General features: G+C 37.2%; 23 protein-coding genes and 1 tRNA gene. 10 read left to right on the plus strand and 14 right to left on the minus strand.

The window, feature by feature from the left end; translation table 11 throughout:
* Positions 1 to 69 precede the first annotated feature (69 nt).
* Both AC07M3_RS13355 and AC07M3_RS13360 read left to right on the plus strand, forming a co-directional pair.
* Positions 70 to 285 carry a hypothetical protein gene (locus tag AC07M3_RS13355; protein WP_005036150.1) on the plus strand — a complete coding sequence of 72 codons (216 nt, stop codon included), beginning with the start codon at positions 70 to 72 and terminating at the stop codon, positions 283 to 285.
* 32 nt (positions 286 to 317) lie between these two features.
* A complete protein-coding gene (locus tag AC07M3_RS13360) occupies positions 318 to 1,241 on the plus strand; it encodes a glycosyltransferase family 32 protein (protein WP_092708619.1) in 924 nt (307 codons plus the stop codon).
* A 6-nt stretch (positions 1,242 to 1,247) separates the two neighbouring features.
* On the opposite strand, the gene AC07M3_RS13365 is transcribed toward AC07M3_RS13360, so the two are convergent.
* Positions 1,248 to 2,192 carry a glycosyltransferase family 2 protein gene (locus AC07M3_RS13365; RefSeq protein ID WP_494567519.1) on the minus strand — a complete coding sequence of 315 codons (945 nt, stop codon included), beginning with the start codon at positions 2,190 to 2,192 and terminating at the stop codon, positions 1,248 to 1,250.
* 38 nt (positions 2,193 to 2,230) lie between these two features.
* Positions 2,231 to 2,989, minus strand: coding sequence for a glycosyltransferase family 25 protein (locus AC07M3_RS13370; protein WP_494567520.1), 759 nt, complete (start codon positions 2,987 to 2,989; stop codon positions 2,231 to 2,233).
* A gap of 83 nt (positions 2,990 to 3,072) precedes the next feature.
* Here AC07M3_RS13370 and ghy point away from each other — a divergent pair, with 83 nt between their 5' ends.
* A complete protein-coding gene (gene ghy / locus AC07M3_RS13375) occupies positions 3,073 to 3,960 on the plus strand; it encodes a glycosyl hydrolase Ghy (RefSeq protein WP_494567521.1) in 888 nt (295 codons plus the stop codon).
* Here the strand turns inward: ghy and AC07M3_RS13380 are convergent.
* The 11 genes from AC07M3_RS13380 to AC07M3_RS13430 all read right to left on the minus strand — a co-directional run bounded on the left by AC07M3_RS13380 (position 3,957) and on the right by AC07M3_RS13430 (position 16,864).
* Entirely contained in the window at positions 3,957 to 4,991 is a 1,035-nt protein-coding gene (locus AC07M3_RS13380) for a glycosyltransferase (RefSeq protein ID WP_494567522.1), read from the minus strand. The two genes, ghy and AC07M3_RS13380, sit on opposite strands and share 4 nt — an antisense overlap.
* 7 nt (positions 4,992 to 4,998) lie before the next feature.
* Entirely contained in the window at positions 4,999 to 5,766 is a 768-nt protein-coding gene (locus AC07M3_RS13385) for a glycosyltransferase family 2 protein (RefSeq protein WP_494567523.1), read from the minus strand.
* On the minus strand, positions 5,763 to 6,518 hold the full coding sequence (locus AC07M3_RS13390) for a polysaccharide deacetylase family protein (protein WP_494567524.1): 756 nt from the start codon (positions 6,516 to 6,518) through the stop codon (positions 5,763 to 5,765). The genes AC07M3_RS13385 and AC07M3_RS13390 overlap by 4 nt, the downstream gene beginning before the upstream one ends.
* The gene (locus AC07M3_RS13395) at positions 6,515 to 7,543 is read right to left on the minus strand and encodes a glycosyltransferase family protein (protein WP_494567525.1); all 1,029 of its coding nucleotides are present in this window, start codon (positions 7,541 to 7,543) and stop codon (positions 6,515 to 6,517) included. Before AC07M3_RS13395 ends, AC07M3_RS13390 begins: the two co-directional genes overlap by 4 nt.
* Positions 7,544 to 7,565: 22 nt before the next feature.
* The gene (locus AC07M3_RS13400) at positions 7,566 to 8,456 is read right to left on the minus strand and encodes a mitochondrial fission ELM1 family protein (RefSeq protein ID WP_494567526.1); all 891 of its coding nucleotides are present in this window, start codon (positions 8,454 to 8,456) and stop codon (positions 7,566 to 7,568) included.
* Between the two features lie 67 nt (positions 8,457 to 8,523).
* Entirely contained in the window at positions 8,524 to 9,450 is a 927-nt protein-coding gene (locus AC07M3_RS13405; RefSeq protein WP_017392416.1) for a branched-chain amino acid transaminase, read from the minus strand.
* A gap of 24 nt (positions 9,451 to 9,474) precedes the next feature.
* Positions 9,475 to 12,225, minus strand: a complete 2,751-nt coding sequence (gene glnE / locus AC07M3_RS13410) for a bifunctional [glutamate--ammonia ligase]-adenylyl-L-tyrosine phosphorylase/[glutamate--ammonia-ligase] adenylyltransferase (RefSeq protein ID WP_494567527.1) — start codon at positions 12,223 to 12,225, stop codon at positions 9,475 to 9,477.
* 67 nt (positions 12,226 to 12,292) lie between these two features.
* A complete protein-coding gene (locus AC07M3_RS13415; protein WP_494567528.1) occupies positions 12,293 to 13,564 on the minus strand; it encodes a sensor histidine kinase in 1,272 nt (423 codons plus the stop codon).
* Positions 13,565 to 14,014: 450 nt separating this feature from the next.
* A complete protein-coding gene (locus tag AC07M3_RS13420) occupies positions 14,015 to 15,448 on the minus strand; it encodes a hypothetical protein (RefSeq protein WP_494567529.1) in 1,434 nt (477 codons plus the stop codon).
* A gap of 137 nt (positions 15,449 to 15,585) precedes the next feature.
* Positions 15,586 to 16,671, minus strand: coding sequence for a hypothetical protein (locus tag AC07M3_RS13425; RefSeq protein WP_494567530.1), 1,086 nt, complete (start codon positions 16,669 to 16,671; stop codon positions 15,586 to 15,588).
* Positions 16,672 to 16,777: 106 nt separating this feature from the next.
* Positions 16,778 to 16,864, minus strand: a tRNA-Leu gene (locus AC07M3_RS13430).
* Positions 16,865 to 17,046: 182 nt separating this feature from the next.
* Between AC07M3_RS13430 and queA the strand changes: the two genes are divergently transcribed.
* The 7 genes from queA (at position 17,047) to secF (ending at position 24,642) form a co-directional block, all read left to right on the plus strand.
* A complete protein-coding gene (queA, locus tag AC07M3_RS13435; RefSeq protein WP_494567531.1) occupies positions 17,047 to 18,084 on the plus strand; it encodes a tRNA preQ1(34) S-adenosylmethionine ribosyltransferase-isomerase QueA in 1,038 nt (345 codons plus the stop codon).
* Between the two features lie 236 nt (positions 18,085 to 18,320).
* A complete protein-coding gene (locus AC07M3_RS13440; RefSeq protein ID WP_494567532.1) occupies positions 18,321 to 19,349 on the plus strand; it encodes a hypothetical protein in 1,029 nt (342 codons plus the stop codon).
* A gap of 82 nt (positions 19,350 to 19,431) precedes the next feature.
* Positions 19,432 to 20,001, plus strand: coding sequence for a LemA family protein (locus tag AC07M3_RS13445; protein ID WP_479293233.1), 570 nt, complete (start codon positions 19,432 to 19,434; stop codon positions 19,999 to 20,001).
* 153 nt (positions 20,002 to 20,154) lie between these two features.
* Complete coding sequence (gene tgt, locus AC07M3_RS13450; RefSeq protein ID WP_017390148.1) at positions 20,155 to 21,288, plus strand: tRNA guanosine(34) transglycosylase Tgt; 1,134 nt, start codon at positions 20,155 to 20,157, stop codon at positions 21,286 to 21,288.
* A 97-nt stretch (positions 21,289 to 21,385) separates the two neighbouring features.
* The gene (yajC, locus tag AC07M3_RS13455) at positions 21,386 to 21,715 is read left to right on the plus strand and encodes a preprotein translocase subunit YajC (RefSeq protein ID WP_003655131.1); all 330 of its coding nucleotides are present in this window, start codon (positions 21,386 to 21,388) and stop codon (positions 21,713 to 21,715) included.
* 51 nt (positions 21,716 to 21,766) lie between these two features.
* Positions 21,767 to 23,668 (plus strand): protein translocase subunit SecD, encoded by a 1,902-nt coding sequence (gene secD / locus AC07M3_RS13460; protein ID WP_494567533.1) that lies wholly within the window; start codon positions 21,767 to 21,769, stop codon positions 23,666 to 23,668.
* A gap of 8 nt (positions 23,669 to 23,676) precedes the next feature.
* A complete protein-coding gene (gene secF, locus AC07M3_RS13465; RefSeq protein WP_017392409.1) occupies positions 23,677 to 24,642 on the plus strand; it encodes a protein translocase subunit SecF in 966 nt (321 codons plus the stop codon).
* 66 nt (positions 24,643 to 24,708) lie between these two features.
* On the opposite strand, the gene coaBC is transcribed toward secF, so the two are convergent.
* On the minus strand, positions 24,709 to 25,962 hold the full coding sequence (gene coaBC / locus AC07M3_RS13470) for a bifunctional phosphopantothenoylcysteine decarboxylase/phosphopantothenate--cysteine ligase CoaBC (protein ID WP_005050195.1): 1,254 nt from the start codon (positions 25,960 to 25,962) through the stop codon (positions 24,709 to 24,711).
* Positions 25,963 to 25,992 lie beyond the last annotated feature (30 nt).

Below are 25,992 nucleotides of genomic sequence, written 5' to 3' on the forward strand. Positions count from 1 at the left end.
AAGGCTCTATTGAGATGAGAGTGGGCAAATGGCATAATACCTCCACTTTTTCTCCCTTGGTGATTCATTATGGCAATGCGCCCTGATGTACGTCGACATGCTTTAATCGTAATTGTATTCTCTCTTGCGCAATGGTTTTTCATGCGCTATATCCTTGCCAATGAGTTATTTAACATCAATACAAATCAACGTATTCTTTATTTCTGCGTAAGTAGCTTAGCAGGTGCATTGCTTATTTTTGTTGCGCTGATTTATATGGTTTTAAAAGGAAATACGGATAAATAAAAAATTCTTTTTATTTATCATTTGAGGTTGTTATGGGTTTACGCAAATCTACAAGAAAAATTTTTTTCCTTTTAAGGTTTCATCTTAAATTCTATATAGATAAGCGTATCAAAAATCTTGAACCTAACAACCTAGCAAATCTAATTACCCTTCATCCTCAATCTGAAGGTAAAATTAATATTCCAAAAATCATATGGATATACTGGGACTCTAAAAAACCAGAACTAGTAGAACGTTGTTTAGAACGTATTAAAAGTTTGAATCATGAATATACTGTTCACATTTTAGACAATAACAATATAAGTGATTTTTGTGAAATTGACTTTTCTCAATTTGAAGGCCTCACTCCTCAATTAAAATCTGATCTACTACGCTTATATTTATTATATAAACATGGTGGTATTTGGGTTGATGCAAGTGTAATTCTCTATAGTAATTTAGACTGGATTATTGATCTATGTAATAACAATAAAACCAAAGCATTTGGGTATTATAGAAATGCCAATACAACTGTAAAACAGTACCCAGTCATTGAAAGTTGGCTTTTAGCCTCAGAGAGAAATAATATTTTCTTTAAAGAGTGGCTAGATGAGCTCATTTATGCAGTTAAGTTAGGAATTAAAAACTACATTCATGAGATAAAAAAATCTTGTCCAAACTATGATGAATATTTTCAAAACATTGGCCGACTTGAATATCTTGTCATTTATGTAGCTTGTCAAAAAGTTCTTAGAAGAGCAGAGATGAGCATCACATTAATTAACTGTGATGAGAACGCTTTTATTTACCATAGTTTCAACGATAAATCTAATATCCACTTTATTGAGTCATTGGTATTAAACTATAGACCATTAAATATGCCATACCTTATAAAGCTAATTGGCTCAGATAGAAATTTATTAGAGCCGTATATTAAATCAAATAAAGTTAAGAAAAATTCACTTCTTGATTTTTAAAATCCATTAATATCTATACTTAGTTATTTCTTTTTTAAATTTATTATTTAAAAAAAGGAATAGTGCAAAAATAAATATATTAAAAATTAAAGTTATTTTAATATATTGAGTGGAACCATTCCAGAATGTAATAAAGGAACTTATTAGTGATACGATAAAAATGAGACTAACACCTCTACTATACCGTTTAGAAATTTTTATGATTTGATTATTTTTCTCAACCATGTTCCAGATTGATCCAAGTTGATCACTGTATAAATCTTTATGGTTATCAAATATTCTATTCAAAGCAATTTCTTTTGAAATTTTTTGACAATCAATTTGATCAGTTAAACTAGACTGATCTGATCTTTTTCTATAAAAATATAAATATTCTGGAATAACAAAATAGTTTTTATTGTTCTTTAATAAAGAGATATATAAGTTCCAATCTTCACAAACTTTAAGTTTTTCATCATAGCCTCCTACTCTTTTAAAGTCAGCAGTCCGCATTAGAGCAATACATGGAAAAATAGCATTATGAAAAATGAACTCTTTTAAACTTACTATTTTATGGCTAATCTTATTATTTGATCGTTCAAACTCTTGAACATTTGTACACACTAATGCTAAATCAGGACGTGTTTGCAATATATTTAAGCATTTTTCAATATAGCTAGATGCAATTTTGTCATCAGAGTCAACAAACATCAAATAATCACCGGAAGCATTATTTGCTCCCCAGTTTCTAGCACTCGACACTCCTCCATTTTCTTTTTTAAAATATTTGTATTTATCTCTACTTAGATAATCAGATATATTTTCACACAACTCAGCACTATCGTTTGATCCATCATCTACAATTATGCATTCAAAATTTGTATAAGTTTGTTCGTCTATTGATTTAATAGTATCAAGAATAGTATTTGAGGCATTATAAGCCGGCACAATAATACTAACTAAAGCTGTCATATAAAATGTCTCTAAACTTAAAAATATAATTAAAAAATTTAAAAGTATCGCTTATATGATAATTTAGCCAAATTTTTTCTTAAACCATGCCCATATTTACTTTTTTCTAAATCTTCAGATTTTGCTCTTTCACTTTCTAATCGGCTTAATATTGGATCTTTTTCTCCAATTTCAATTACTGGATGATCGACAATAAATGACATTAAGATATGAACAGTTGAATCAAAATCAAATAAATAACTCCAATCATCTGCTTTTCTTATTTTATGATGATATTTAAGTAATGTTTCAGCCATTTTTCTATCAACAACGTACGCAAAAGCATAGCAAGCGCGATGGAAAAAATCTGGAACCACTTCTAATACTTTTTTATTTAAAAAATTGTAGTCTTTAAATTCACCTCTTGTTTTTAGGCATTCCTTCATTTGAATACCGCCTAGACTAAATAGCAAATTCGATGGTAAGGATACTTTTTCTAATTCTTGTTTTAACTTATCAATCGTTAAATCATCAGGCAATATTGCATCATCTTCAAAAATCAATGCATATTCATCTTCCGATTCAAGAAAAAGCTCTAAAGCTTTTAAATGAGATAAGGTACAGCCTAGCTCACTCGGTGTTAAAGGTTGGGAACGACCTTTTACGGCCATTTCAAAATATTGTTTTACGGATAAATCTACCCCTTTAACGCCTACTTTTGTGTAGTCAACCTTACTCGTCTTGAAAAAATTTTGGCCGAGGAACTTACTTAAACGAGGTGATTTTTCATCTTCGATAGTTACAACATAAATCTTCATTAAGCTATTCCCCTTTTAAACAGCGAGTATCATATCTAATGTAAAATAGAGTTAATATATCTTTTTTATTTTCTTGTATTGTCATGATTCGTTCAATTCAAAAAAAATGGTACAAATACCAACAAGCAAAAAAAGCAAAATCTTTTGACTCTCATTGGTATATGCGTTTCGGTTGGCTAGAACAACCCTTTACAATACTTGAGCAATTAGATTCTCTCTTTGAGATTCACTCCCCTAAGAAATTTACATTTGCAGATAGCTTTTATGCTCATGAAAATGATCGTCATTTCATTTTTTTTGAAGAAGTTGATGACGAGCATCCAGTAGGCTTTCTTTCTGTCTTGGAAGTTTTTAAAGACGGAACCTACACCCCACCTGAGACAATCTTAAAACTCGACTATCACCTTTCTTATCCTTGTGTATTTAAAGTAGAAGACACTTGGTACATGATTCCTGAGACTTCTGCTAATAAAACCATTGAGCTTTGGAAATGTACTGAGTTTCCAGTGAAATGGGAAAAGCATTCGAATCTAATCGAGAATATCGAAGCAGTCGACAGTACACCTTTTTATCATGAAGGCTTATGGTATCTTTTTACTTCAACGCGTCGTGATTGTAAGAAGTTTGGTGACCGTTTAGATCTTTTCTTTACCGAAGATATTTTGAATCCTCAATGGCAAGAGCACCCAATGAATCCAGTGTGCCGAGGCAGTCAGCAGTTTCGTATGGCAGGCAAACCTTTTATTTATAAAGGACAACTGGTTCGACCAAGCCAAGATTCTTTAAAACGTTATGGCGGCAATATCGAATTAAAAGCGATTACTCAGCTTAGCCCAACAGCCTATGAAGAAAAATTACTAGAAGTGGTTTTACCAGACTGGAATCAGGCAGATGACGGTTGCCATACCATTAATGTCGAAGATAACTTCGTGGTACTTGATGCTATCCGCCTTACGCCAAAAAATAATTAAGTTTTTAACAGCTGCTTATAAATATTAAGCGTCTGCTCAGCCATGGCTGGGACAGTTAGTTCAGCTTTGGCTTTTTCATACAGAGGGCTAAAGTCATTTTGTGCATCTAGCTTAAGTGCAGCTTGAATTGCGCTTGCTAGGCCTTCTGCATCTCCAATTTCTGCTAGATATTGTTCTGGCAGCCACTCGATCACACCATTCACTTTAGTTGAAGCCATAGCTTTATCGGCCTGTAAAGCTTCTACCATTACGAGCGGAAAACCTTCACGGTCAGAAGATAAAACTACAACATCTGCCAACTGAACCAAATCTCGAGCATCAGTTCTAAATCCAAGAAAAGCGACCCGATTTTGCATGTTTAATTCACTGACTTGTTTCTCTAAACTTGCTCTAAGTGAACCATCGCCTACAATCCATAAATTGGCATCGATATGTTGCAACGACTCAATCAATAAACTGATATTTTTTACTGGTTCTAGACGTCCAATACACATGACAACTTTTTTGCTAGGGTCTAGCTCAGCAAAATCTTTTTGAATCGATTGAAGTAATTTTTCTTTATTTTCAGCTGTAAGAGCAGGTTGAGGATACACTCCATTATAAACCACATGTGCTTTCGACTCTGGAATCCCTTGTGTGAGTGCTTGGCTCACAGCAATAACCGCATCACCGGCTAAATAGGCAGATTTATTCTTTTTAGTACCGTGTACCGTCGTTACAAATTTAGGGCCAGATAAAAATGGCTTAATACGGGCAATCAGCTCAGCCGCCTTTCCTGCTTGTGCATGAACAATAGCCGGTTGAATTTGCTGGATAAGATTTTTAAGTTGCCAGAGTAAAAAAATATTCCAACGGCTACGTGCAAAATCAACCGCATGAAAATGTACTTGTTGGCTAAACTTGTCTACGTAGCAAGGATGTGTAATCACGTGCACTTCATGGTTCAAAGCAAGCTCATTAACAAGGTTAAAAGTGTGCTGCTCTAAGCCACCAATTCCACCACTCGTTGCCAATACCTGAACAATTTTCATAGCTTGCCTACTTATTTTTATCTTTATTCATAGTCTGTTCAAATAATTTGGCTTCTTTTAGAAATGCATAAAACGCGTTAATCATACTATTTACGAAACCACGCCAACCATTTAAGAAACTACGACGAATAAAATAAGACTTCATAAAAGTCACTGGCATCACCAAAACCAATTTTGCAACGCTTGGAGACTTTCCTTTTTGGAATTTCTCTAATGCTTTTAAATTGGAATATTGGTTATTTTTTTCGACTTTAACGAAAATGCTCGACTCGCCATAATGATAAATATCATGTTGAGCGCGCTGAGATTCACCATCCACAATCACATTTTCATGGACTTTATTGGCAAGGTCGTAATGCCCTTTAGACTTGCGAAAAAAACGCACCTTTGCATGCTTTTTAGTATGTTTGCTGTTGGGAACACCTAAGAACACATCATTAATGGGTGTGATTAATGCATCAAGCTTATTCTGTTGAATCGTTTCAACAATTTCTTGTTTTAACTCGTTAGATAAGACTTCATCACCATCTAAATTGAGTACCCAATCATTTCGGCATTTTGCTAAAGCCAAACTTTTTTGCCCAGCATAACCTTGCCAATCTTGGTGAGAAATTTGCGTATTTTCAAAGCGCTGTGCAATTTCATAGGTGTTGTCAGTACTGCCTGAGTCTAAAATAATAACTTCATCAAACTCACTGACACTTTGCAAAGTTCGCTTTAACCAAGCGCCACAATTTAAAGTGACAATATAGACACTACATGGAATTTTATTCATAACTTATAACGTCCTTTAGCAAGGGCGATACGCATCTGTAAAGCATTCATAGCACCATGCGTGCTGACACGTGGAATATTAAATTGATTAATTGCTTCGTAAGCTTCGATTTTTTTACGAGTCGATACTGCGTTTTTAAAGCCAATCTCTTGCGCCATTTTCTGATGCTTTTCGTTAAATCGGCCAAATGGATAAGCAAAGCTAGGGCATTTCCCAACCAAAGCTTCAACATCACGTTTAGACTGAAGCATCTCGTCATAAGCGGTTTGATCATCAAGCTTAAGTAAGTTCACATGATGTTGTGTATGCGCACCAAACTCTATGAAGCCAGAACTTGCCATTTCATGGATTTGCTCATGAGTTAGCTTTTCGATTCCTTCAATTTGCGTAGCCAAATAAATGGTTGCCTTTGCATTATATTTTTTGAGTAATGGATAGGCATAAAGATAATTATCCATAAATCCATCATCAAAACTTAAAGCAACAACGTTCTTTTGACCACGATATTGTTCAAGCTCAGAGACAAAGCAAAAAGTAGCTCCTTTACTCGTCAACAACTGTAAGAGTTGTTCAAACTTTTCAGGAGGCATATTCATGCCAGAGGCCGCATCTTTAGGTGTCACCTGATGCAGCATGACAATACGTGGTAGTTTGCTCGAACGAAACGGAAGCCAAAATGTATAATTACCCAGCACATATAATAGTGCAGCAAGTGCTAGCAGGCCTACCGCAACGTACAAAAACCACATCATGCATACACCTCATGTGACCATTCATAATTTTCTGAAAGGGGCTGCTTAAATGTCACTTCAACCATAAATTGGGTGATGCGCTTAGCATTGAAAGATTTGCGTGTTTTCTCCCATCCCTCTTTCGCTATTTCTTTAGCTTGCTCTGGATTCTGATCAAAGAATTGTATCTTTTTGGCCAAATCGAACTGATCATCAAAGTAAACTACTTCCTGCTCAGTGTAGAGTTTTTCAAAGCCAGGAATTCTTGGGCTAAAGGTGAGTAAACCATTACCGGTCAGTTGTACAATACGGTCAGAACTATACAAGGTTACATCATTACGGCGTGAGTAATTGAGTCCCATTTTTGTCTCAGACAGAACTTTATAATAACCTTTACCGTAAACACCCGGCTGTTCAAAGCAACCATAATATTGATAGTTCACATGGCCTTGTTTCAATGCATCTGCCAAATCTTTTAAGAACTTCTCACGCTCAGGTTCTTTATAAACCACGCCACAGAAAATAAAAGTCTTGTCTGTGTTAGCGTTTGAAAATTGTTGTAGCGTTTCTACATTACGATGACCAACATTTGGCAAATAGGCGACGCTTAAATGAGGCTGCTTTAATTTTTGTAGATATTCGCCACCTGTTGTGCAGAAAATAGCATCTAGGTAAGGCGAAAATGCTTTTACGAAATCGAGTTTGCTTTCGAGATAAAGCGGGTCAACATACCAAAATGCAATTTTAGTATTTGGATAAGATTCTTTAATCTGTCTGAGAACATCTGGACTCATTAAATCACTATGTCCGATGAGTACCAGATCAGGTTCAATATTATTAACGACCTTTAGTACTTCTTTATTGGCCCAATTGGCACCCAGTTTTTTTGTTTTAAAAATGGTTCCCATGCGAGCCATGTCACGAAAACTAAAGTCATAAACGAAATGGCCATTTTCAATTAATCCGGCAGAAATTTTACGGTCTGTGCAGTAAAAATGGGCGCCTTGTTTATTAAAGCCAAAATTCGCAATATGCAATATTTTCATTTATTTACTCAAAATAAAAAATTTAATTTTTCGCTAAAAGGTATGTTGCCACACGGTCTGCTTCTTTAAAAGCATAAGGTTGTGGTAACTGTACAACACAAGTCTGCTGTGAAATTAATTTTGATTCTAACATTTGATCAACTGAGTGGGTAATGCGGTCGTCTTTCAAACGGTCCATCTCCATTACCCCTACTCGACAACCCGCAGTAAGTGCCTCAAAAATCATAGATACGCTATCTTCTGTCACCCAAACAGCTTCTGCTTTTTGCATTTCTTCAAAAATCCAGCCTTGAGGTGTTTGCTCAACCGGAAATATTTGCAAATGTGTGGCAAAGCTTTGTTGTCTTAAAATATCGATAAATCCTGCTGGCGTTCGGCGTGAAGTCGTCAGAATAATTTCAACGTCTGGATTATTCTCAACAATTTTTTGAACACTGCTTAATACTTTATCTTGGTTCCATTGATGTCGTTTTGATGAACCACCTAATGCTATTAACACTCTGGCTGTTTGATGGCGATTTTCATTACGAATTGGATTGAGTGCACCACGCGTGACAATCACATGGCTATCGGCATGGATACCATCATGTTCTGGAATAACAGCATAATCAAAACAAACCACAGGTAAGTTGGGCTTCATCAAAATAATAGTTTTAGCTTTTCTAAAAATTTTACCGAGTAACCAGACCCGAAAATGAGTGTGACTTCCCACTCCAAATATAAAATCGGGAGCTTGTTGAAATAAGGAGTTTTTTGAAGAGAAAAGTACCTGAATTAAAGAAATAATAGGTAAATCAGAAATGAGGATCTCTTCAAAAGTTGTATCTGCCTGTTGTCTTTGCATCGCCTGAAACAAGCCTAATGCTTGTGAGCGATGTCCTGCCTTACCATCAGAGACATAGACAATATGCATAAAAGCTCCATAAGCCAAAAATAAAAAGGCGAAACCAAAGTTCGCCTTTTTATGTTAACGGATTAACTTATTTTACGTAAGTTAACCAGTGTTCATATTTCGGATTTCTACCTTGAACTGCATCAAAGTAAGTCTTTTGAATTTCAGTAGTAATTGGGCCACGGCCACCTGCACCAATTGGACGGTCATCGTATTCACGAATTGGCGTTACTTCCGCAGCAGTACCAGTGAAGAATGCTTCGTCTGCAATGTAGAATTCATCACGTGTAATACGACGCTCAACAACTTGATAACCAAGATCTCTCGCAATTGTCATTACTGTTTGACGTGTAATACCATCAAGCGCACCACCTGCGATATCTGGAGTATGTAAAACGCCATCTTTAATCAAGAATACGTTTTCACCAGAACCTTGGCATACATAGCCTTGTGGGTCCATTAACATAGCTTCATCGTAACCAGAATGTGCAACTTCTTGGTGAGCAAGAATTGACAACGTGTAGTTACCAGAAGCTTTTGCTTTACACATCGTCACGTTTGGATGATGGTGAGTAAACGATGAAGTTTTAACGCGAATACCATTCGCCATTGCTTCATCACCAAGGTATGCACCCCATGCCCATGCTGCAACTGCGGCATGAATAGTGTTATTTGTTGCTGCAATACCAAGTTTTTCTGAACCGATCCAGATGAGGGGACGTAAATAGCAAGAAGCTAATTTATTTTCACGTACAACATCAATTTGTGCTTGTTCAAGCGTTGCTTGGTCATACGGTACTTTCATTTGATAAATTTTTGCTGAATTTAACAAACGTTTTGTGTGGTCTTGCAGACGGAAAATGGCAGTACCTTTAGGTGTTTCATAAGCACGAACACCCTCAAATACGCCCATACTGTAGTGTAAAGTATGTGTTAAAACGTGAATCTTTGCATCACGCCAATCAATTAATTGTCCATCTTGCCAAATAAAACCATCACGATCAGCCAAATTCATGGAACACTCCAAATTGTTATAAAATCATTCACTATCCAACTCAACCGAGGCGGTTGGGTCTATTAATCTTTGCCATAAATTGCAAACGACCGCACGGGTACTACGCCAGTCCGCTGCGCTTACTTGCATGGATTGATTTGCAAGGGCTAAACGGTGGCTTTCGGCACGTTCACTAAGATAGGCTCGAATTAATGCTGTGGCATCTTCACTGGATAAGCAGTCTGCTTTAGCAGCATCTTCTAAAATTCTTACATTATCAGAATAATGGGCGAGATCAGGGTTCGTCCCGCTCCATGCAAGTACAGCATACTGTGCCATAAATTCGATATCGACGATACCACCTGCATCCTGTTTTAAATGAAAAATACCATGTTTTTTTTGTTCAGAAGATGAACCTAGGTGGTCTTTCATTTTCTGACGCATTTTCAACACTTCTTCACGAACATAAGCCTCATCTCTAGATTGAGTCAATATCTCACGGCGAAATATTTCAAATTTCTGGCAAAGCGCCTCATCGCCAGCAATAGAACGTGCTCGAACTAATGCCTGATGCTCCCAAAGCCATGCACTTTTCAACTGATAGTGTTCATAGGCCTTAAGACTTGTCACCAACAAACCTGCTTCACCTGACGGTCTTAATCGCGTATCAATTTCATAGACACGGCCATCAAGCGTTTGAGTGGTCATGAGTGACATAAACTTTTGAGCAACACGCATCGCAAACTCAAAGCCAGTAATTGACTTCGTTCCATCTGTATCGGCTTGTTCATCTAGATAATGAATAAAGACAAGATCTAAATCGGAGCCATAACCCAGCTCAATTCCACCTACCTTGCCATAACCAATGACAGCAAAGGCTTTGTAATCGAGTGAGCAACGTTTCCCATCAACATCACATGGATAACCATGACGCTTTGCTACAGTCTGATAAGCTAAATGGAGGGTTGCGTTTACACTCACTTCAGCAATATCAGTTAACGCATCGGATACTTTCATTAGCGGGCTTTCAGCCAGCACATCGCTTGCAGCGACAGTGAGTACATTGCTCTTTTTAAACAGGCGAAGTGCCCGCATTTGGTCTTCAACCTGATCAATTTCAATACGAAGCAACTGCTGACGCAAAGAGTCTTCTAAGTCCTTGCGTTTTGGCAATTCAAAGTCCATCGATAAAAATTCATCCAGCAGTACTGGATATTGCGTTAGCTCTTCACAAATCCATGGACTTACGGTCGCCATTTTCACTAAGCGTTGTAATGCCCCTTTACTTTCAATCAGCATGACTAAATACACGGTTCGACGCATAACTGATTCAATCAGTGGCATTAAACGTAAAAGTGCAGTTTGAGGTTGTTCGGACTGTAAGATCACTTCAATTAAATGAGGCCAGAATGTTTTTAAACGCTGAACTGCATTTGAAGGTAGTTTTTTAAGTGCATGACCGTGCCAGAACTCATGAATCAGATTTTTCGCATTGTCATCCAGCACTTCATCCAACTGCTGCTCTAACTGCCCAAAGTTTTCAGTCGCTGCATTTGAACTTGTATCTTCAATCAATTGCTTAAATTGAACTTTTACTTTCTGGCGTTTCTCATTGAGAACATCAATAAATTCATTCCAGCTCGTAAAACCCAAGGTATCTATAATGCGTTGCCTTAGGTCAATTTCTTCTGGCAATAGTTGAGTTTGCTGATCGTTGAGCGCTTGAATTGCATGTTCAACACGGCGTAAAAACAGATAGGCATCTTCTAATTCTAAAACGGCCTGTTTTTCTAATAAACCTGCTTCGCCAATGTGCTCAAGGCTGACTAAACATTGGCGGTCTTGTAACTCACGTTTAGACCCGCCATAAATAAGTTGGAACACCTGAACAATAAACTCAATTTCGCGAATACCACCCGCCCCAAGTTTAATATCATCCTCGATATGACGGCGCAGAACCTCTCGCTCAATCATCGCTTTCATATCGCGCATAGCAGCAAAAGCGGTGTAATCGACATAACGACGGAAAACAAAAGGACGTGTCATTTCTAACAAGTCTTGCCCTTCTTTATCTCCAGTTACAACACGTGCCTTAATCCATGCATAGCGTTCCCATTCACGACCATGCTGACTTAAATATTTTTCCAAAGCGGCATGACTAATCGCCAATGCCGAGCCATCACCCCAAGGACGCAAGCGCATGTCTACTCGAAACACAAAACCATCTGCGGTAATATGCTCAAGCAAATAAATGAGTTTTTGTCCCCATAAAATACAGAACTGCTGTACATCAATGCATTTACGACCATTGGTTTCGCCTTGTTCATCAAAGGCAAAAATTAGATCAATATCACTCGATAGATTAAGCTCTTGTGCACCGAGCTTACCCATGGCAACTACAATCAAATCTTGAACTTTGCCAGAGTAACCCACAGGTTCACCGTGTTTCGCTACGAGTGCCACATGTGCAAAAGCCTTTGCCGCACAAATGCTGGCATCGGCAAAATCAGAAAGTTCACGAGTAAGTGTGACAACATCGGTAAGCTGATTGGCATCTTGCCAAATCCAACGGAACATTAAACGACTTCGTAAAATGCGTAATCCACGCATCCAAGATATTTCGTCACTAATTCCATCTAATGTGGTTTGTACAAATTGATAAATCTGTTCGGTCGAGAGCGGTGCAGTAAATTGATCTATTTGATAATCTTGTTCTAAAACAGCCTGATGCAGGCCTAAAACTTGTTCTGCATACTGACTAGCACGCAATGTTTTTTGTAACTGCTCCGCATTCATATAAAAAGCTCTTTTCCTCGTACTCTCTTTTTAGTTATAGCAGTTCGAGTAGTGGTAGGAAAAGGGATTAGACTAATTTTGCTTCCGATGATGATTGATATTCGATATGAGCATCATGACTGTCTTGAGCCGAAGGTAATAAAACTTTAAATGTAGTTCCAACACCCTCTTTGGAACTGACATTAATTTTCCCCTGATTAATCTCAACAAAACGTTTACACAAGCTCAAACCTAAACCCGCACCTTTTTCACCTGCTGTACCTTTAAAGCTGGCCGTAATACGTGGATGGAACAAATTCGCCATTTGTTGCTTGGTCATGCCTAGACCAGTGTCTCGAACTGTTATTTCAATATTTTCGCCAGTTTGTTTGGCTTCAATAAAGACTTTGCCCGAACCATCAACATCTGTAAATTTCAGCGCATTTGACACCAAGTTTTGAATTACCGAGGTCATCATATTGATATCGGCATAGATTTTTAAATCTTCTGGTACAGCATTCACCAATTCAATATTTTTCTTTAAAGCTAAGGTATATAAAACATCAAAAACGATATTACTGACTTGTCTAAGGTTAAAGTTAATCGGGTGATAAACAAAACGCCCCCCCTCAGCCATTGCCCATGTCAATAAACTTTCGAGCAAGTTATAGGTCGATTGCGAAGTGTCATATAGATAGTCTGCAATGTTTTGAATGCTTGATTCATCTAAAGTTTCACGCTCTTTGGCGAGTACTTCTGAAAAACCTAGCAGACCATGAAATGGCGCTCGAAGATCATGTGAAATGATTGAAAAAAATTTTGTTTTACTTGAGTTAATCGCGACTTGTTGCTCATACAGTTCGTTTAACTCTTCATAATTAAACTTCAACTCCACCTGTTGCATAAAAGTAGAGCAGTAATCGAGCAATAACTGGATGTCTTCATCTTCAAATGTTACTGCATCGTCATCAAAAAAAACCGCGAAGCCCATAGAGGTTTTATCAGGGTGTAAAAGATGTACTGCCAACGCCCTACTACACTCAATATTTAATTCTTTTAAATAGTTGGTTAAATTTTGATAGGAAGGATGTAAGTGATTAATCACCTGTTGTTTAGCAAAGCACTGTTTTAAATGTTTTGAAGGTTTAAACGAAATGGCGGTCATACCATCTGGGCAACGATGCCAAAAGTAAGGTTCTTGATTAAAAGTCAATAAGGCTTTTTTACACTTCAAAAGACGAAGACTAAACCGGAAAAATTGCTCGATATAGTTCTGCTCGGCATTTAATCCAAGCAAAAGCGATATTCTACAAGCACTTAACTGCTCAATCTGGTTTAGTTCTAAATGTTGGAATGTCATTGCCCGCCTCACAGATTTTGTCGTTTTTGGTCGGAACCGCTCTAAAAAGAAATGTACTTATAATCATTATGATCTACTACAAACTTTAACACAGTACATTAAAAGAGCAACTTTCTTTTCAAAATAGAAATGTGAAGTTTCAATTAAAGGTTTTTAGATACATAAAGTGGGTAGTTTTTAGGAAAATACAACAAATGTTTGAAGGTAGAGAGTTGTAAGATGTTGGAAATACGAGTTCAGAATACTAGTAAAAAGATGGTCAAAAATATTATTTGAATAAGAGTTTTGAATTTGACTCAATACATCTTCGGGGTTAGCTCTAGTGTACATGAACTCTAATATTTAAACGCCACTCTCCTATTTTGACTTTTGCTACAACAAATAGGTAAACCACGCCTAAACGCGTGGCTATTTACTATTGAGTTGCTACATACCCTGAATAATTAAAAATTATGCACTATCCTTTTTGGTAATACTCTCATTCTTACTTGCGTTATTTCCCCCACCTGAGATTTGTTCAATTGCTTTCATTGCAACTGCACTAACATTTGCAGGTAAATCTTTGAATTTCTCATTTGCAGAATCAACCATTCCAGCATCCTTTCCAAAGTAGTCAGGAACAAGATCTTTATGTATTTGATTGCGATCTTCTTCTTTAAGTTGATTAATGAAAGGGCGTAAAGTCGCGAGTTTAAGCATCATATTTTCACTATGGCGCATGTGAACATAGGCTCGGTATGCAACGCGGCTAGTATAAATGATGGATGAGAAAAGCAAGACTGAAAATATTAAACGTAATATTAGATAAGTTAATGCATTACTTTGTATAACTGAATACATTTTTTCAATTTTCTCAACAGGTTGATCTTTATATTGCTGAACCATTGATGAAATAGATATATTAGTTTTAGCTTTATATTCATCTAATCCATTTAGGGCTAAACAAATTGACCAGATAATAATAGCGAATGTGCCAATTGTCATAACCCAATAAGTAATACGCTCCCAGAAAGCTCTTTTCTTATAATGATCTGTAATTAACATCTCACCTTTAATATTAACTAAACCTTTAAGCTGGTTATAGTCATTAAAGGTACTTTGAAAATCTTGGTCAGTTTGATTAACTGAATTACCCAGAATCTCAACTTTACCCTTTATTTCATTTTCATATGTAGTATGAATACTACTTAACGAAGATCTTAAACCTTCAATTAAATCATTTAATTGTTTTTTGAAATATTTTTCTTGTGCTAACACAAACCCATCGACTGTTTCTTTAATTTGAGTTGAATTTTTATCGACATCCTTAGTTAATTTCCTTAATTCATCTTCTAATAAAACTACTCTATCATACAGCTTCTTCTTATTATCACTTGATTCTATTGGAAATAAAACTTTAATTTTACGAAGACTTTCAAGAATTAAAATAGCATTCCGTTTAAACCCAACATCAGATATTTTTTTAAACAACAATCCCTCATCATTAAATAAATTCTCAAGAAATCTATAAAACTTCAAAACAAAAATTTTAAAATTTTCTATAATTATTTCCAGCTCAACTATACTTATTTCTTTATTATTAATTTCAACATCTAATATTTTAATATCCTCATTAAACAGTACAAATAAACTACTTACATTATTCTTGATATCATCACTATTAATTAAAACAATCAACTCTTCGACTTTAAAAATAATCATTTTTAGTTCATTAAATAAATAATCTTTAGAGATATAATGATTATTTTTCTCTGATACTGACCTATTAGGAAAAATATTTATTTCTTTATTCTTTATAACTAATACAAAATAATAATTATTTAATAATTTTGCAACAACATTACAAAACACATAATTTTTTAACTGTTTATCATCAAACAACATTTTTTAATCTCTAAATCACATAACTCGAACAAAACAACCTTTTGGAAGTTCTCCCAAAAGCTCAGCAATACGAACTAAAAACTCTACCTACGTAACAACGTTTCCAACTTTTCATGAAATATCCCCGCTTTTTTTAACTATTTCCCTTCTGATTCAGCTTTACCACTACTGGGCTTATTTAAATCTTTTACAGCTTTAATAAAATCGGTATTCGCTTTCATATTTTCATGCATAAGGTTTTCGCCCCCAGAGTAACTTTCATGATGGATACCATTTCCAAAATATTTATAAGCCAAATCAAAGCGAATTTTATCCTTTAATTCATTGGACATACCTTCCATATAACGTGGTAAAGCATCTAGTTCTTTTGCTGTTCGGAAGGCTTCATCAGCTAAACGTCTGCTCATAAATGACCGCTTTAGAAAGAATGCAGCAAGTGTTGTAGATAAAACAAGAAATGAGATTTTTTGAATATAAAATTCAGGCGATAAATTTCCATGAATTTTGTCTGGAAAACTTACTTTTATAAAGCCAAGATCAATATTTTTTATATAAATTGTTAAACCTAAAAAATATAAAGCTGAAAAAAGGATTACGAAGTAAAAACCTATTTCATATCTTCTAGCTATTTTTTTGAAATCATCGGAATCAATTTTAAATATTTCATATATATCTCGATTTTTCCAACCTTCAAATACATTTTTTAGTTCATTGACCTCTTCATCAATCTTTTCTTTTTCTTTTCTAAAAATATTCAACTCATTTACTATATCATTTTCAGCAACATTTTCTCTTAAGCTGTTCCAATGGTTTACAAGTTGAACAAGTATGTGTTCTATTCTTACAAGAGTAGCACTATCTTCAGTTGACTCACGTGGTATATTTTTTTTAATATAATCTTGATTAAAGAAATAATCCACTTCTACTTTCAACTCTCTAATTGAGTTTTGTAGTGAACTTGCTTCATCATATAGAACATTATCTATAATAAAATCTTCATTTATGAATTCAAATAAATCAATTACTGAGTTATATAAATCAATTATTAGAAATAAATGATCATGATAATTTACATTATCATCTCTAGATATACTTTCAAAATAAGTATCAAATCTATTTTTTTGTTCTGTTAATTCATTTTTATCTTTAATTAATTCAACTCCAACCAACATTCTTTCATTAGCCACAACTAGCCCCCCAGTTATTATAAAGTCTTGATGCATAATAGTATCTAAGCTTTTCTAAACTTTCTACAATAAAAATTAAGCCAACAAAAAACCCCTAAACCGTTAGCTTAGGGGTTTTCGTAGAATCTTACGATTCTGAATATGGTCCCGAGGGTCGGACTCGAACCGACACGTCATCTCTGACAGCGGATTTTGAGTCCGCCGCGTCTACCAATTTCACCACCTCGGGAGAGGAAGTATGTTTGTGTTGCGTATATTAGCGCGTTTGTAAAACTTGTCAAACCCTAAGTGAATATTATCGTTCACTTTTAGATCACTTAAACATTTTTCATGATTTAAGCCAGAAGCACAGCCATAAAAAAGCGAAAAAGTTTATACTAGACGCAATTTTTGCGGTGTTTTTTTCTAAATATGCAACTGTCTGACTTTTCTTTTGAATTACCTGATGAACTTATTGCCCGTTACCCTCTCGAATCACGTAGTGCTTCACGGTTGTTGCACTTAGACTCAAAGGGTCAATATCACGATCACATGTTCACAGACATTATCGATCTGTTCGAAGAAGGTGATCTGTTAGTGCTCAATGACACCAAAGTCATGAAAGCACGACTAAAAGGAAAACGTTCTACAGGCGGTGCTATCGAGATTTTGGTTGAGCGCATGCTGAACCACACAACAGCATATTGTCATATTAAATCGAGCAACTCGCCTAAAGCAGGTGCTGAGCTTTTTGTTGGTGCAGATAATATTCCTGTGATTGTCCGTGGCCGTCACGAAAATTTATTTGTGGTTGAGTTTTCACAGCCAATTTTGCCTGTCCTTGAGCAATATGGTCAGTTACCTATTCCGCCTTACTTTAACCGTGAAGCAGAAGAAATTGACACCGAACGTTATCAAACGGTTTTTCATAATCCTGAAAAAATTGCCAGTGTTGCCGCACCCACTGCAAGCTTACATTTTGATGAAGAATTATTAGCAAAGTTAGAACAAAAAAATGTTCAAAAAACTTTTGTGACTTTACATGTTGGGGCTGGCACATTTATGCCAGTTCGTACTGATGACATTACCAACCACATCATGCACAGTGAATGGTGTGATGTTCCTCAAGAAACAATTGATCTGATTTTGGCGACTAAAGCACGCGGAAATAAAGTGATTGCCATAGGTACAACTGCAACACGTGCTTTGGAAAGTGCAGCTCAAGCCCATAGCGGTAAAATTGCGGCTTGGACTGGCGACACGCAAATCTTTATCTATCCGGGCTATGAGTTCTGCATCGTAGACCGTTTAATTACCAACTTCCATTTACCAGAATCTACCCTGCTTATGTTGGTGTCAGCTCTTTCAAATCGAGACAACATTTTAGCTGCCTATGAACATGCAGTTAAAAACCGCTATCGTTTCTTTAGTTATGGCGATGCAATGCTGATTGATAAATTAGAAGTTTAAAAAAATTAAGGTTGGGTTAAACCACACTGGTTAATTAAAAGGTTTAACCCAGCCCAGATATTTACAATAAAAAATCATGAATTTAACCCTGTGTGTTGCAGAAATTTATAGCTAAAACTCAAGCATCAATTTTTTAAAGACAAATTCTTAATTTAAAAGTATTTAGTATTTATCTCTTTCAATTTAAAAGATAATCTTAGATAGCACTTTTCTATCATAATCAACTCATTACCTCCATGCCAATCGATACCTTACAAGAAGCTCTTCATATAAGACGTAAAAAAAATACACAGGTTTTTCGCAATATTGCTCGACTTTGGGATGCTGGACAAAAATCTCATTCAGCCCAAGATCTTTTAGATGCTTTACATCCGTGGCGTGAAGATCACAACCTTCGCTTTTTTAATGTGCTCCCCTACTTACTCGCAATTTGCAGCATCACAATATTGGTCTTTGGCTATTTTCTTCATCCGCATATTCAATATATTTGGAGCTTTTTAGGCGCATTTTTAACAGGGTTTCTAGCGTATTTACTCTATCAATCTCAAGAACCCTTAACTCAAGTCATTCATTATCTGGAACAGCGCATGGTGATATTGCGTTATCGTTTACAATTTCAGCAATTGCCAGCCTATCTTCCCATTCATGCGCAGCCAGTTTTAGTTCTGAGCAAATTAAAACAGTATTTCCCACTGTTTAACCGAGGGACTGAATCTAACGAAATTACCCAATATGCTTCTGTCACATGGAACGATGGCGTAACAGATCATCAAGTCTTGCTGTTTCAATATCATTACGTTAATGAAATACCAATTATTCAAGATCAAAGTAGCGATAAAAAAATTATAAAAGAAATTCATAAAGACCTATGGGGCGCTTTTATATTTGAAATGCCTGCCCTAGGTATTGCTGTCAGCAATCAGCGTTCTCGTTTTTTTACTCCCTACATCAGTAAATGGCAAAGTAGTGATATTTTGATTAACCAAGAACTTAATATTTTTGGGGTTAATCAACATCAGTTAGCCAAAGAAGTCAGCCCGAGCTTAACTTTAAAATTACATGATTTTTTTCAACACTTTACAGGTGATTTAATTTATCATCACGAAGAACAAATTTTGTGTTATCTGGGTGAGCAAAATCTTTTTCAGACCACCAGTAAGCAAAGTGAAATTCATGATGTTTCAGCATTACGTGGGCACTTGCGTACCATGACCATGCCGCAATATGAAAAATTTCAGCAATTCATGTTGAACTTAATTAAATAAATCTCTCGTATTACTTAATTGTCGACTCATAAAAATGAGAAGTTAAAAAGTACACTGAGAGAATAACAATAAGGAACTGACCATGACTGGTTTATTTATTTTCCTGGGGATTTTTGTTGTACTGATCGTCTGGGGCGTTCACATCCGTAATACCATCGTACGTTATTTTAATGCGACCAAACGTGCTTGGTCTGAGGTTGCCAATTTCGAACGTCAAAAAGTCAAAACTTTGGAAGCGCTTGAGACAACACTGAATCAATATACTCAGTTTGAAAAATCGACATTAGAAAAAGTCACCGAACTACGTCAGCAAATTCTTAATTTAAATGTAAATAACACTGATATTTCTCAGCTCCAACAAATCGAGAAAATGAGCAAAGAACTGATTCGAAGCTTAAATGTGGTTGTTGAAAATTATCCTGAGCTTAAAGCCGACTCACTTTATAGCAAAATGATGGATGACATTCAGGAACAAAACGAAAATGTGGGTGCAGCGATTACCATTTTTAACCGTAATGTCGAATTATTTAATAACCAAATTGAAGTGTTCCCCAACAATCTCATCAATACATTAACTTTATCTAAGAAAGCTATCCGTCCTTTTAAGGATAATCTTGTTAATGAAAATTTTGACTATAAACCTAATTTTTAATAGGAAAAAAACAGTCTATAACCTAGCTCAAATTTTATCTATTTTATAGCCAGCTACATTTAGTAGTAGAACTACATCGCAGAATCAAGGAAAATAGCTCTCTTTTTAGCAGCGAACTGTTTCTTCGCCTCTGCTCGTGTTCAGGATTTTTAGATGAAGTTTGAAAAATTAGGTCAGTCGGGGCGCGCCCGTCGTGGTCGTTTAACTTTAGAGCATGGTGTTGTTGAAACACCTGTTTTTATGCCAGTGGGGACTTACGGCACAGTCAAAGGTATGCTACCGCGTGATATCGAAGACATTCAGGCACAAATTATTTTAGGAAATACATTCCATTTATATTTGCGTCCGGGTCTTGAAGTGATTAAAGAACACGGCGGTTTGCATGACTTTATTAAATGGAATAAGCCAATTTTGACTGACTCTGGCGGTTTCCAGGTTTTTAGTCTTGGCGCAATGCGCAAAATCAAAGAGGAAGGTGTTACTTTCCGCTCGCCGATTGATGGTTCAAAAGTGTTTTTATCGCCTGAAATTTCTATGGAAATTCAGCAGGTCTTGAACTCTGACATCGTCATGATTTTTGATGAATGTACACCTTATCCTGCAACTCATGAAGAAGCACAAAAATCATTGCAGCTTTCTTTACGCTGGGCAAAACGTTGTAAAACCCATCACCATGATGAGCTCAAAAATAAGAATGCATTATTTGGCATTATTCAAGGTGGTATGTATGAAGACTTACGTGATGAGTCTTTAAATGGCCTTCTTGAAATTGGCTTTGACGGGTATGCGATTGGCGGTTTATCTGTAGGTGAACCTAAAGATGAGATGATCAAAGTTTTAGATTATCTACCAAGCAAAATGCCACAAGATAAACCGCGTTACTTGATGGGCGTTGGTAAACCGGAAGATATCGTTGAAGCGGTGCGCCGCGGTGTCGATATGTTCGACTGTGTAATGCCAACCCGTAATGCGCGAAACGGTCATTATTTTGTCACTGATGGTCTGGTACGTATTCGTAATAGTAAATATCGCCATGACCAAAGTCCGCTCGATCCACATTGCGATTGCTACACTTGTAAGAACTTTACCCGTGCTTATCTATTCCATCTTGAAAAATGTGGAGAGATGTTAGCGTCTATGCTCGGTACCATTCATAACTTACGTTATTACCAACGTTTAACTGAAGGTATGCGTGATGCATTAGAGAATGGCACATTTGATGAATTTGTTCAGGACTTTTATGCCCGTCGTGGTTTAGAAGTTCCACCATGTCCGGTTGATGAATAAGCCCGATTTGCGCTCAACCTCAAGACAAGGTAAATTGCAAAACGAATTAGGATTATGTCAGGTATCTGACTCATATTTTTAACTTTAGGAAATCAAAATGAGCTTTTTAATTTCTGCTGCACATGCAGCACCGGCAGCTGGCCCAACTACAGGTATTTTGCCAAACATCTTGATGATTGTCGTATTCGTTGCAATCTTTTATTTCTTAATTTGGCGCCCTCAAGCAAAACGTGCTAAAGAGCACCGTTCTTTAATCGAGAGCTTAGGTGTAGGTAGTGAAGTTGTGTTCGCTGGTGGTTTAATGGGCAAAGTGACCAAAATTGAAGGTGACTATGCAGTTGTTGAACTTAGCCGTGGTGTAGAAGTAAAAATTCAGCGTGCCAGCGTAATTTCAGTATTACCTGAAGGCACTCTAAATAACCTTTAATCATAAAACAGTCGTGCTTTAGCACGACTTTTTCATTTAAGAAGAAAGCGAATGCGTTACCCTGCATGGAAATATTTACTGATTCTGGTTGTTCTGGTAATCAGTACATTATACGCACTGCCTAGTCTATATCCGGATGAGCCCGCCGTTCAAATTTCCGGTGCCAAAGCTGGCACCCAAATTGATCAAAGTGTGGTGCAAAAAGCAGAGCAAATTTTAAAAACAGCAAACATTGCAAGTCACGATAATACTTTTACAAATAATGCTGCCCTATTGCGTGTCAGCTCTTCTGAAGCGCAGTTGAAAGCAAAAGAAGTATTACGCCGTGACTTAGGTGATCAATATGTTGTCGCCCTAAACCTTGCACCAACCACACCGGAATGGTTGCAAAAGATTGGGGCTAAACCAATGAAACTTGGTTTGGACTTACGTGGTGGTGTCCACTTCTTGCTTGAAGTAGATATGGACAAAGCCGTTGCCCAACGTATGGAAACCTCTGCCACCGATTTGCGTCGTCAGTTCCGTGAAAACAAGATCAAATTTAATAGTCTTGCATTAACTAATAATGTGATCACTGTTCAATTTGCTGACAATGCTGACCGTGATGCAGCAATGGATTTTTTACGTCGTAATGGGAATGAATATACCCAACAGGCATTAACAAGCTCTACAGGTTCTACTTTAAAGCTTTCTTATACTGATGTACGTCGCCAAGAAATTCAGTCATATGCGGTGAATCAAAACTTAACAACATTACGTAATCGTATTAACGAACTTGGTGTTGCAGAAGCATTGGTACAAAGTCAGGGTAGCAACCGTATTGTCGTTGAATTACCGGGCGTTCAAGATACAGCTGAAGCGAAACGTGTTTTAGGCCGTACTGCAAACCTCGAATTCCGTTTGGTTTCTGACGCAAATGATCAATATATTGACCCATATACAGGTAAATATAATGGTCAACCTTTACCTCCGGGCACAGAAGTTTTTGCTTATGAGTCTTTAGATAGCGGTCGTCAACTTTTGTTGCAACGTAACCGTATCTTGACGGGTGAGCGTGTTCAAAATGCAAGTTCTGGCTTTAGCCAAGACTCTGGTGGTGCCGAAGTAAATATTACTCTCGACAGTGCTGGCGGTAAGCTTATGTCCGATGCAACTCGTAATGCTGTTGGTAAACGCATGGCGGTATTGTTCATCGAAAATAAGCAAAAAATTACTTATGTCACAGATCCTAAAACTGGTGCACAAACAGAAGTTCGTACTCCATACACTGAATCTGTAGTCATCAATGCTGCAACAGTTCAGGCCGTTTTAGGTTCAACTTTCCGTATTACCGGTTTAAGTTCTCCTCAAGAAGCATCAGAACTTGCATTAATGCTACGTGCAGGTGCTTTGGCTGCGCCAATGTATTTTGTTGAAGAACGTGTAGTTGGTCCAAGCCTTGGTCAAGAAAACATTGATAAGGGCGTATTATCAACTCAAATCGGCTTCTTGCTTGTTGCAATCTGGATGGTGGTTTTCTTCCGTCTATTCGGTTTAATCGCTAACTTTGCACTCGTTGTTAACTTGGCAATGATTTTAACGGTTATGTCATGGATTGGGGCTTCCCTCACCTTACCAGGTATTGCGGGTATCGTTATTACTATTGGTATGGCCGTCGATGCGAACGTATTGATATGTGAGCGTATTCGAGAAGAAATGCTCTGGGGTGCATCGCCCAAACAGGCCATTGTGGCCGGTTATGATCGAGCCTACAACACCATTTTTGACTCGAACTTAACGACGTTCCTCGTTGCATTCATTTTGTTTGCAATTGGTACAGGCCCGATCAAAGGTTTCGCCGTAACATTAATGATTGGTATCGTGTGTTCGATGTTTACTGCAATTACAGTGACTCGCGCAATTGTACAAATCATTTATGGTAAACGCCGTAATTTGAAAAAGTTGAGCATTTAAGGAGATCGATGATGACTAAAGTGACTCAACAAGATTCAAAACAATATGGACGTCCGGATGATGCAAAAATCATCCCGTTCATGAAGATTGCTAAACCTGCGGCAATCTTCTCGATCCTTATTACGTTAGCGAGTATTTTCTTTATTGTAACTAAAGGTCTTAACCTCGGTTTGGACTTTACTGGTGGTGTTTCAGCTGAGCTTAACTACGCTCAACCAGCAAATCAGTCTGAAGTTATTCAGGCACTCGACAAAGCTGGCTTTAAAGATGCTGTAGTACAAACACTTGGTAGTAATAAAGACTTACTTGTGCGCATGCCTGTACAAGAAGTTAAGGTTGAAGACCTTAATAACGCGATTACTAAGGCTGTACAGTTGCCAAACAATGCCGCAGAAGTTCACAAAGTGGACTCTGTAGGTGGTCAAGTTGGTAACGAGCTTTATGTTCGCTCTGCTGGTGCGGTTGCACTTGCACTTATCTTAATGTTGATTTACGTGACTATCCGTTTCGAGTTCAAACTCGCGATGGGTGCCGTGATGTCTTTATTCCACGACATCATCATTATTATTGGTGCTTTTGCATTATTCCAGTGGCCATTTGACCTTACAGTTTTAGCTGCGGTACTTGCTGTTATTGGTTTCTCGCTTAACGATAACATTGTAGTGTCAGACCGTATCCGTGAAAATTTCCGTAAAATTCGCGGAGCGACTCCTCGTGAAATCATCGATATTGCTTTAACCGAAACTTTACGTCGTACCATTCATACATCAATGACCTTATTGCTTGTCGTTCTAGCAATGATGTTCTTAGGTGGTGATGGTCTACACTGGTTCGCTGTTGCAATGTTTGTTGGTGTCTTTGTAGGTACTTACTCTTCAATTTATATCGGTACAGCTTTTGCCTTATGGCGTGGTCTTAACCGTCAGGACTTCATCGTTCAGGTTAAACCTGAATTTGAGGATGAAATTCCTTAAGTTGTCTAAAGTAAGACATATAAAAAAAACCGCGATTCATTCGCGGTTTTTTTTATATAGAAAAAATTATTTACGGCGCAATGCATCCGAAATTGCTTCAACCAACTGTTGAGAAATTTCTTGTTTAGAGGCTTTCTCTAACTCACGCTTTTTCATGTGATAGTTTTCAGCGAAGAAAACCGTCATGGCATTTTCATCAGAAGCAAAACCAATATCTGCACGTGACACATCGTTGCATGCAATCATATCTAGTTTTTTAGCGACTAGTTTTCCTGCCGCATATTCTTCAACATTTTGTGTTTCGGCTGCAAAGCCCACCATAAATGGACGTTTTTCCTGACCCGCAATGGTTGCCACAATATCTGGATTTTTCACAAGGGAAACATTCAACTCATCCCCTGCCTTCTTAATTTTATGCTCCGCAACTTCTGCTACGCGATAGTCTGCGACTGCGGCAGTTGCAATGAAGATATCACAGCCTGTTTCTAACGAATCCATACTGATATCTAACATTTGTCGTGCTGAGGCAACATTTACTCTTTTCACACCATTCGGTGTATCTAAACTTACAGGTCCAGCAATCAGAGTCACTTGCGCACCAGCAGCGTAACAAGCAGCAGCTAAAGCAAAGCCCATTTTACCGGTACTATGATTCGAGATATAACGAACAGGGTCAATCGCTTCACGCGTTGGCCCAGCAGTAATAACAACTCGCTTTCCAGCCAACAGCCCAAATTTTTCAGCGATTGCACGTTGAGCCTGATGGAAATAGCCAGCGACTTGCCTTGCAATTTCTTCTGGTTCTGGCATACGGCCTAAACCGACATCACCACACGCTTGCTCACCCGCATCCGGCATAATCACATGCACGCCATCTTCGACTAAGGTTTGTAAATTTCGTTGCGTTGCTTTGGCTGCCCACATTTGCTGGTTCATGGCAGGTGCAACCCACACCGGAGATTTTGTTGCCAAAAACACTGTACTGAGCAAGTCATCTGCTAAACCATGTGCAAATTTTGCCAAAGTATCGCAACTTGCAGGCGCAACCAGTAATAAATCAGCCCAACGTGCTAATTCAATATGTCCCATCCCAGCTTCAGCCGCAGGGTCTAAAAGTTCAGTATGAACGGGATTACCAGAAAGAGCCTGAAAAGTTAGTGGGGTAATAAATGCCTGGGCACCATGTGTCATGACCACACGTACGTCAAAGCCATAATCTTTAAGGCGACGGACTAAAATGGCACTTTTATAGGCAGCAATTCCGCCAGTAACAGCTAAAACAATGTTTTTATGAGGAATAACACTTAGATCAAAGCTCACGAACAGGATACCTTACTGTTGCAGTGGCGC

This window comes from Acinetobacter sp. GW821-FHT09D10, from assembly GCF_059416285.1.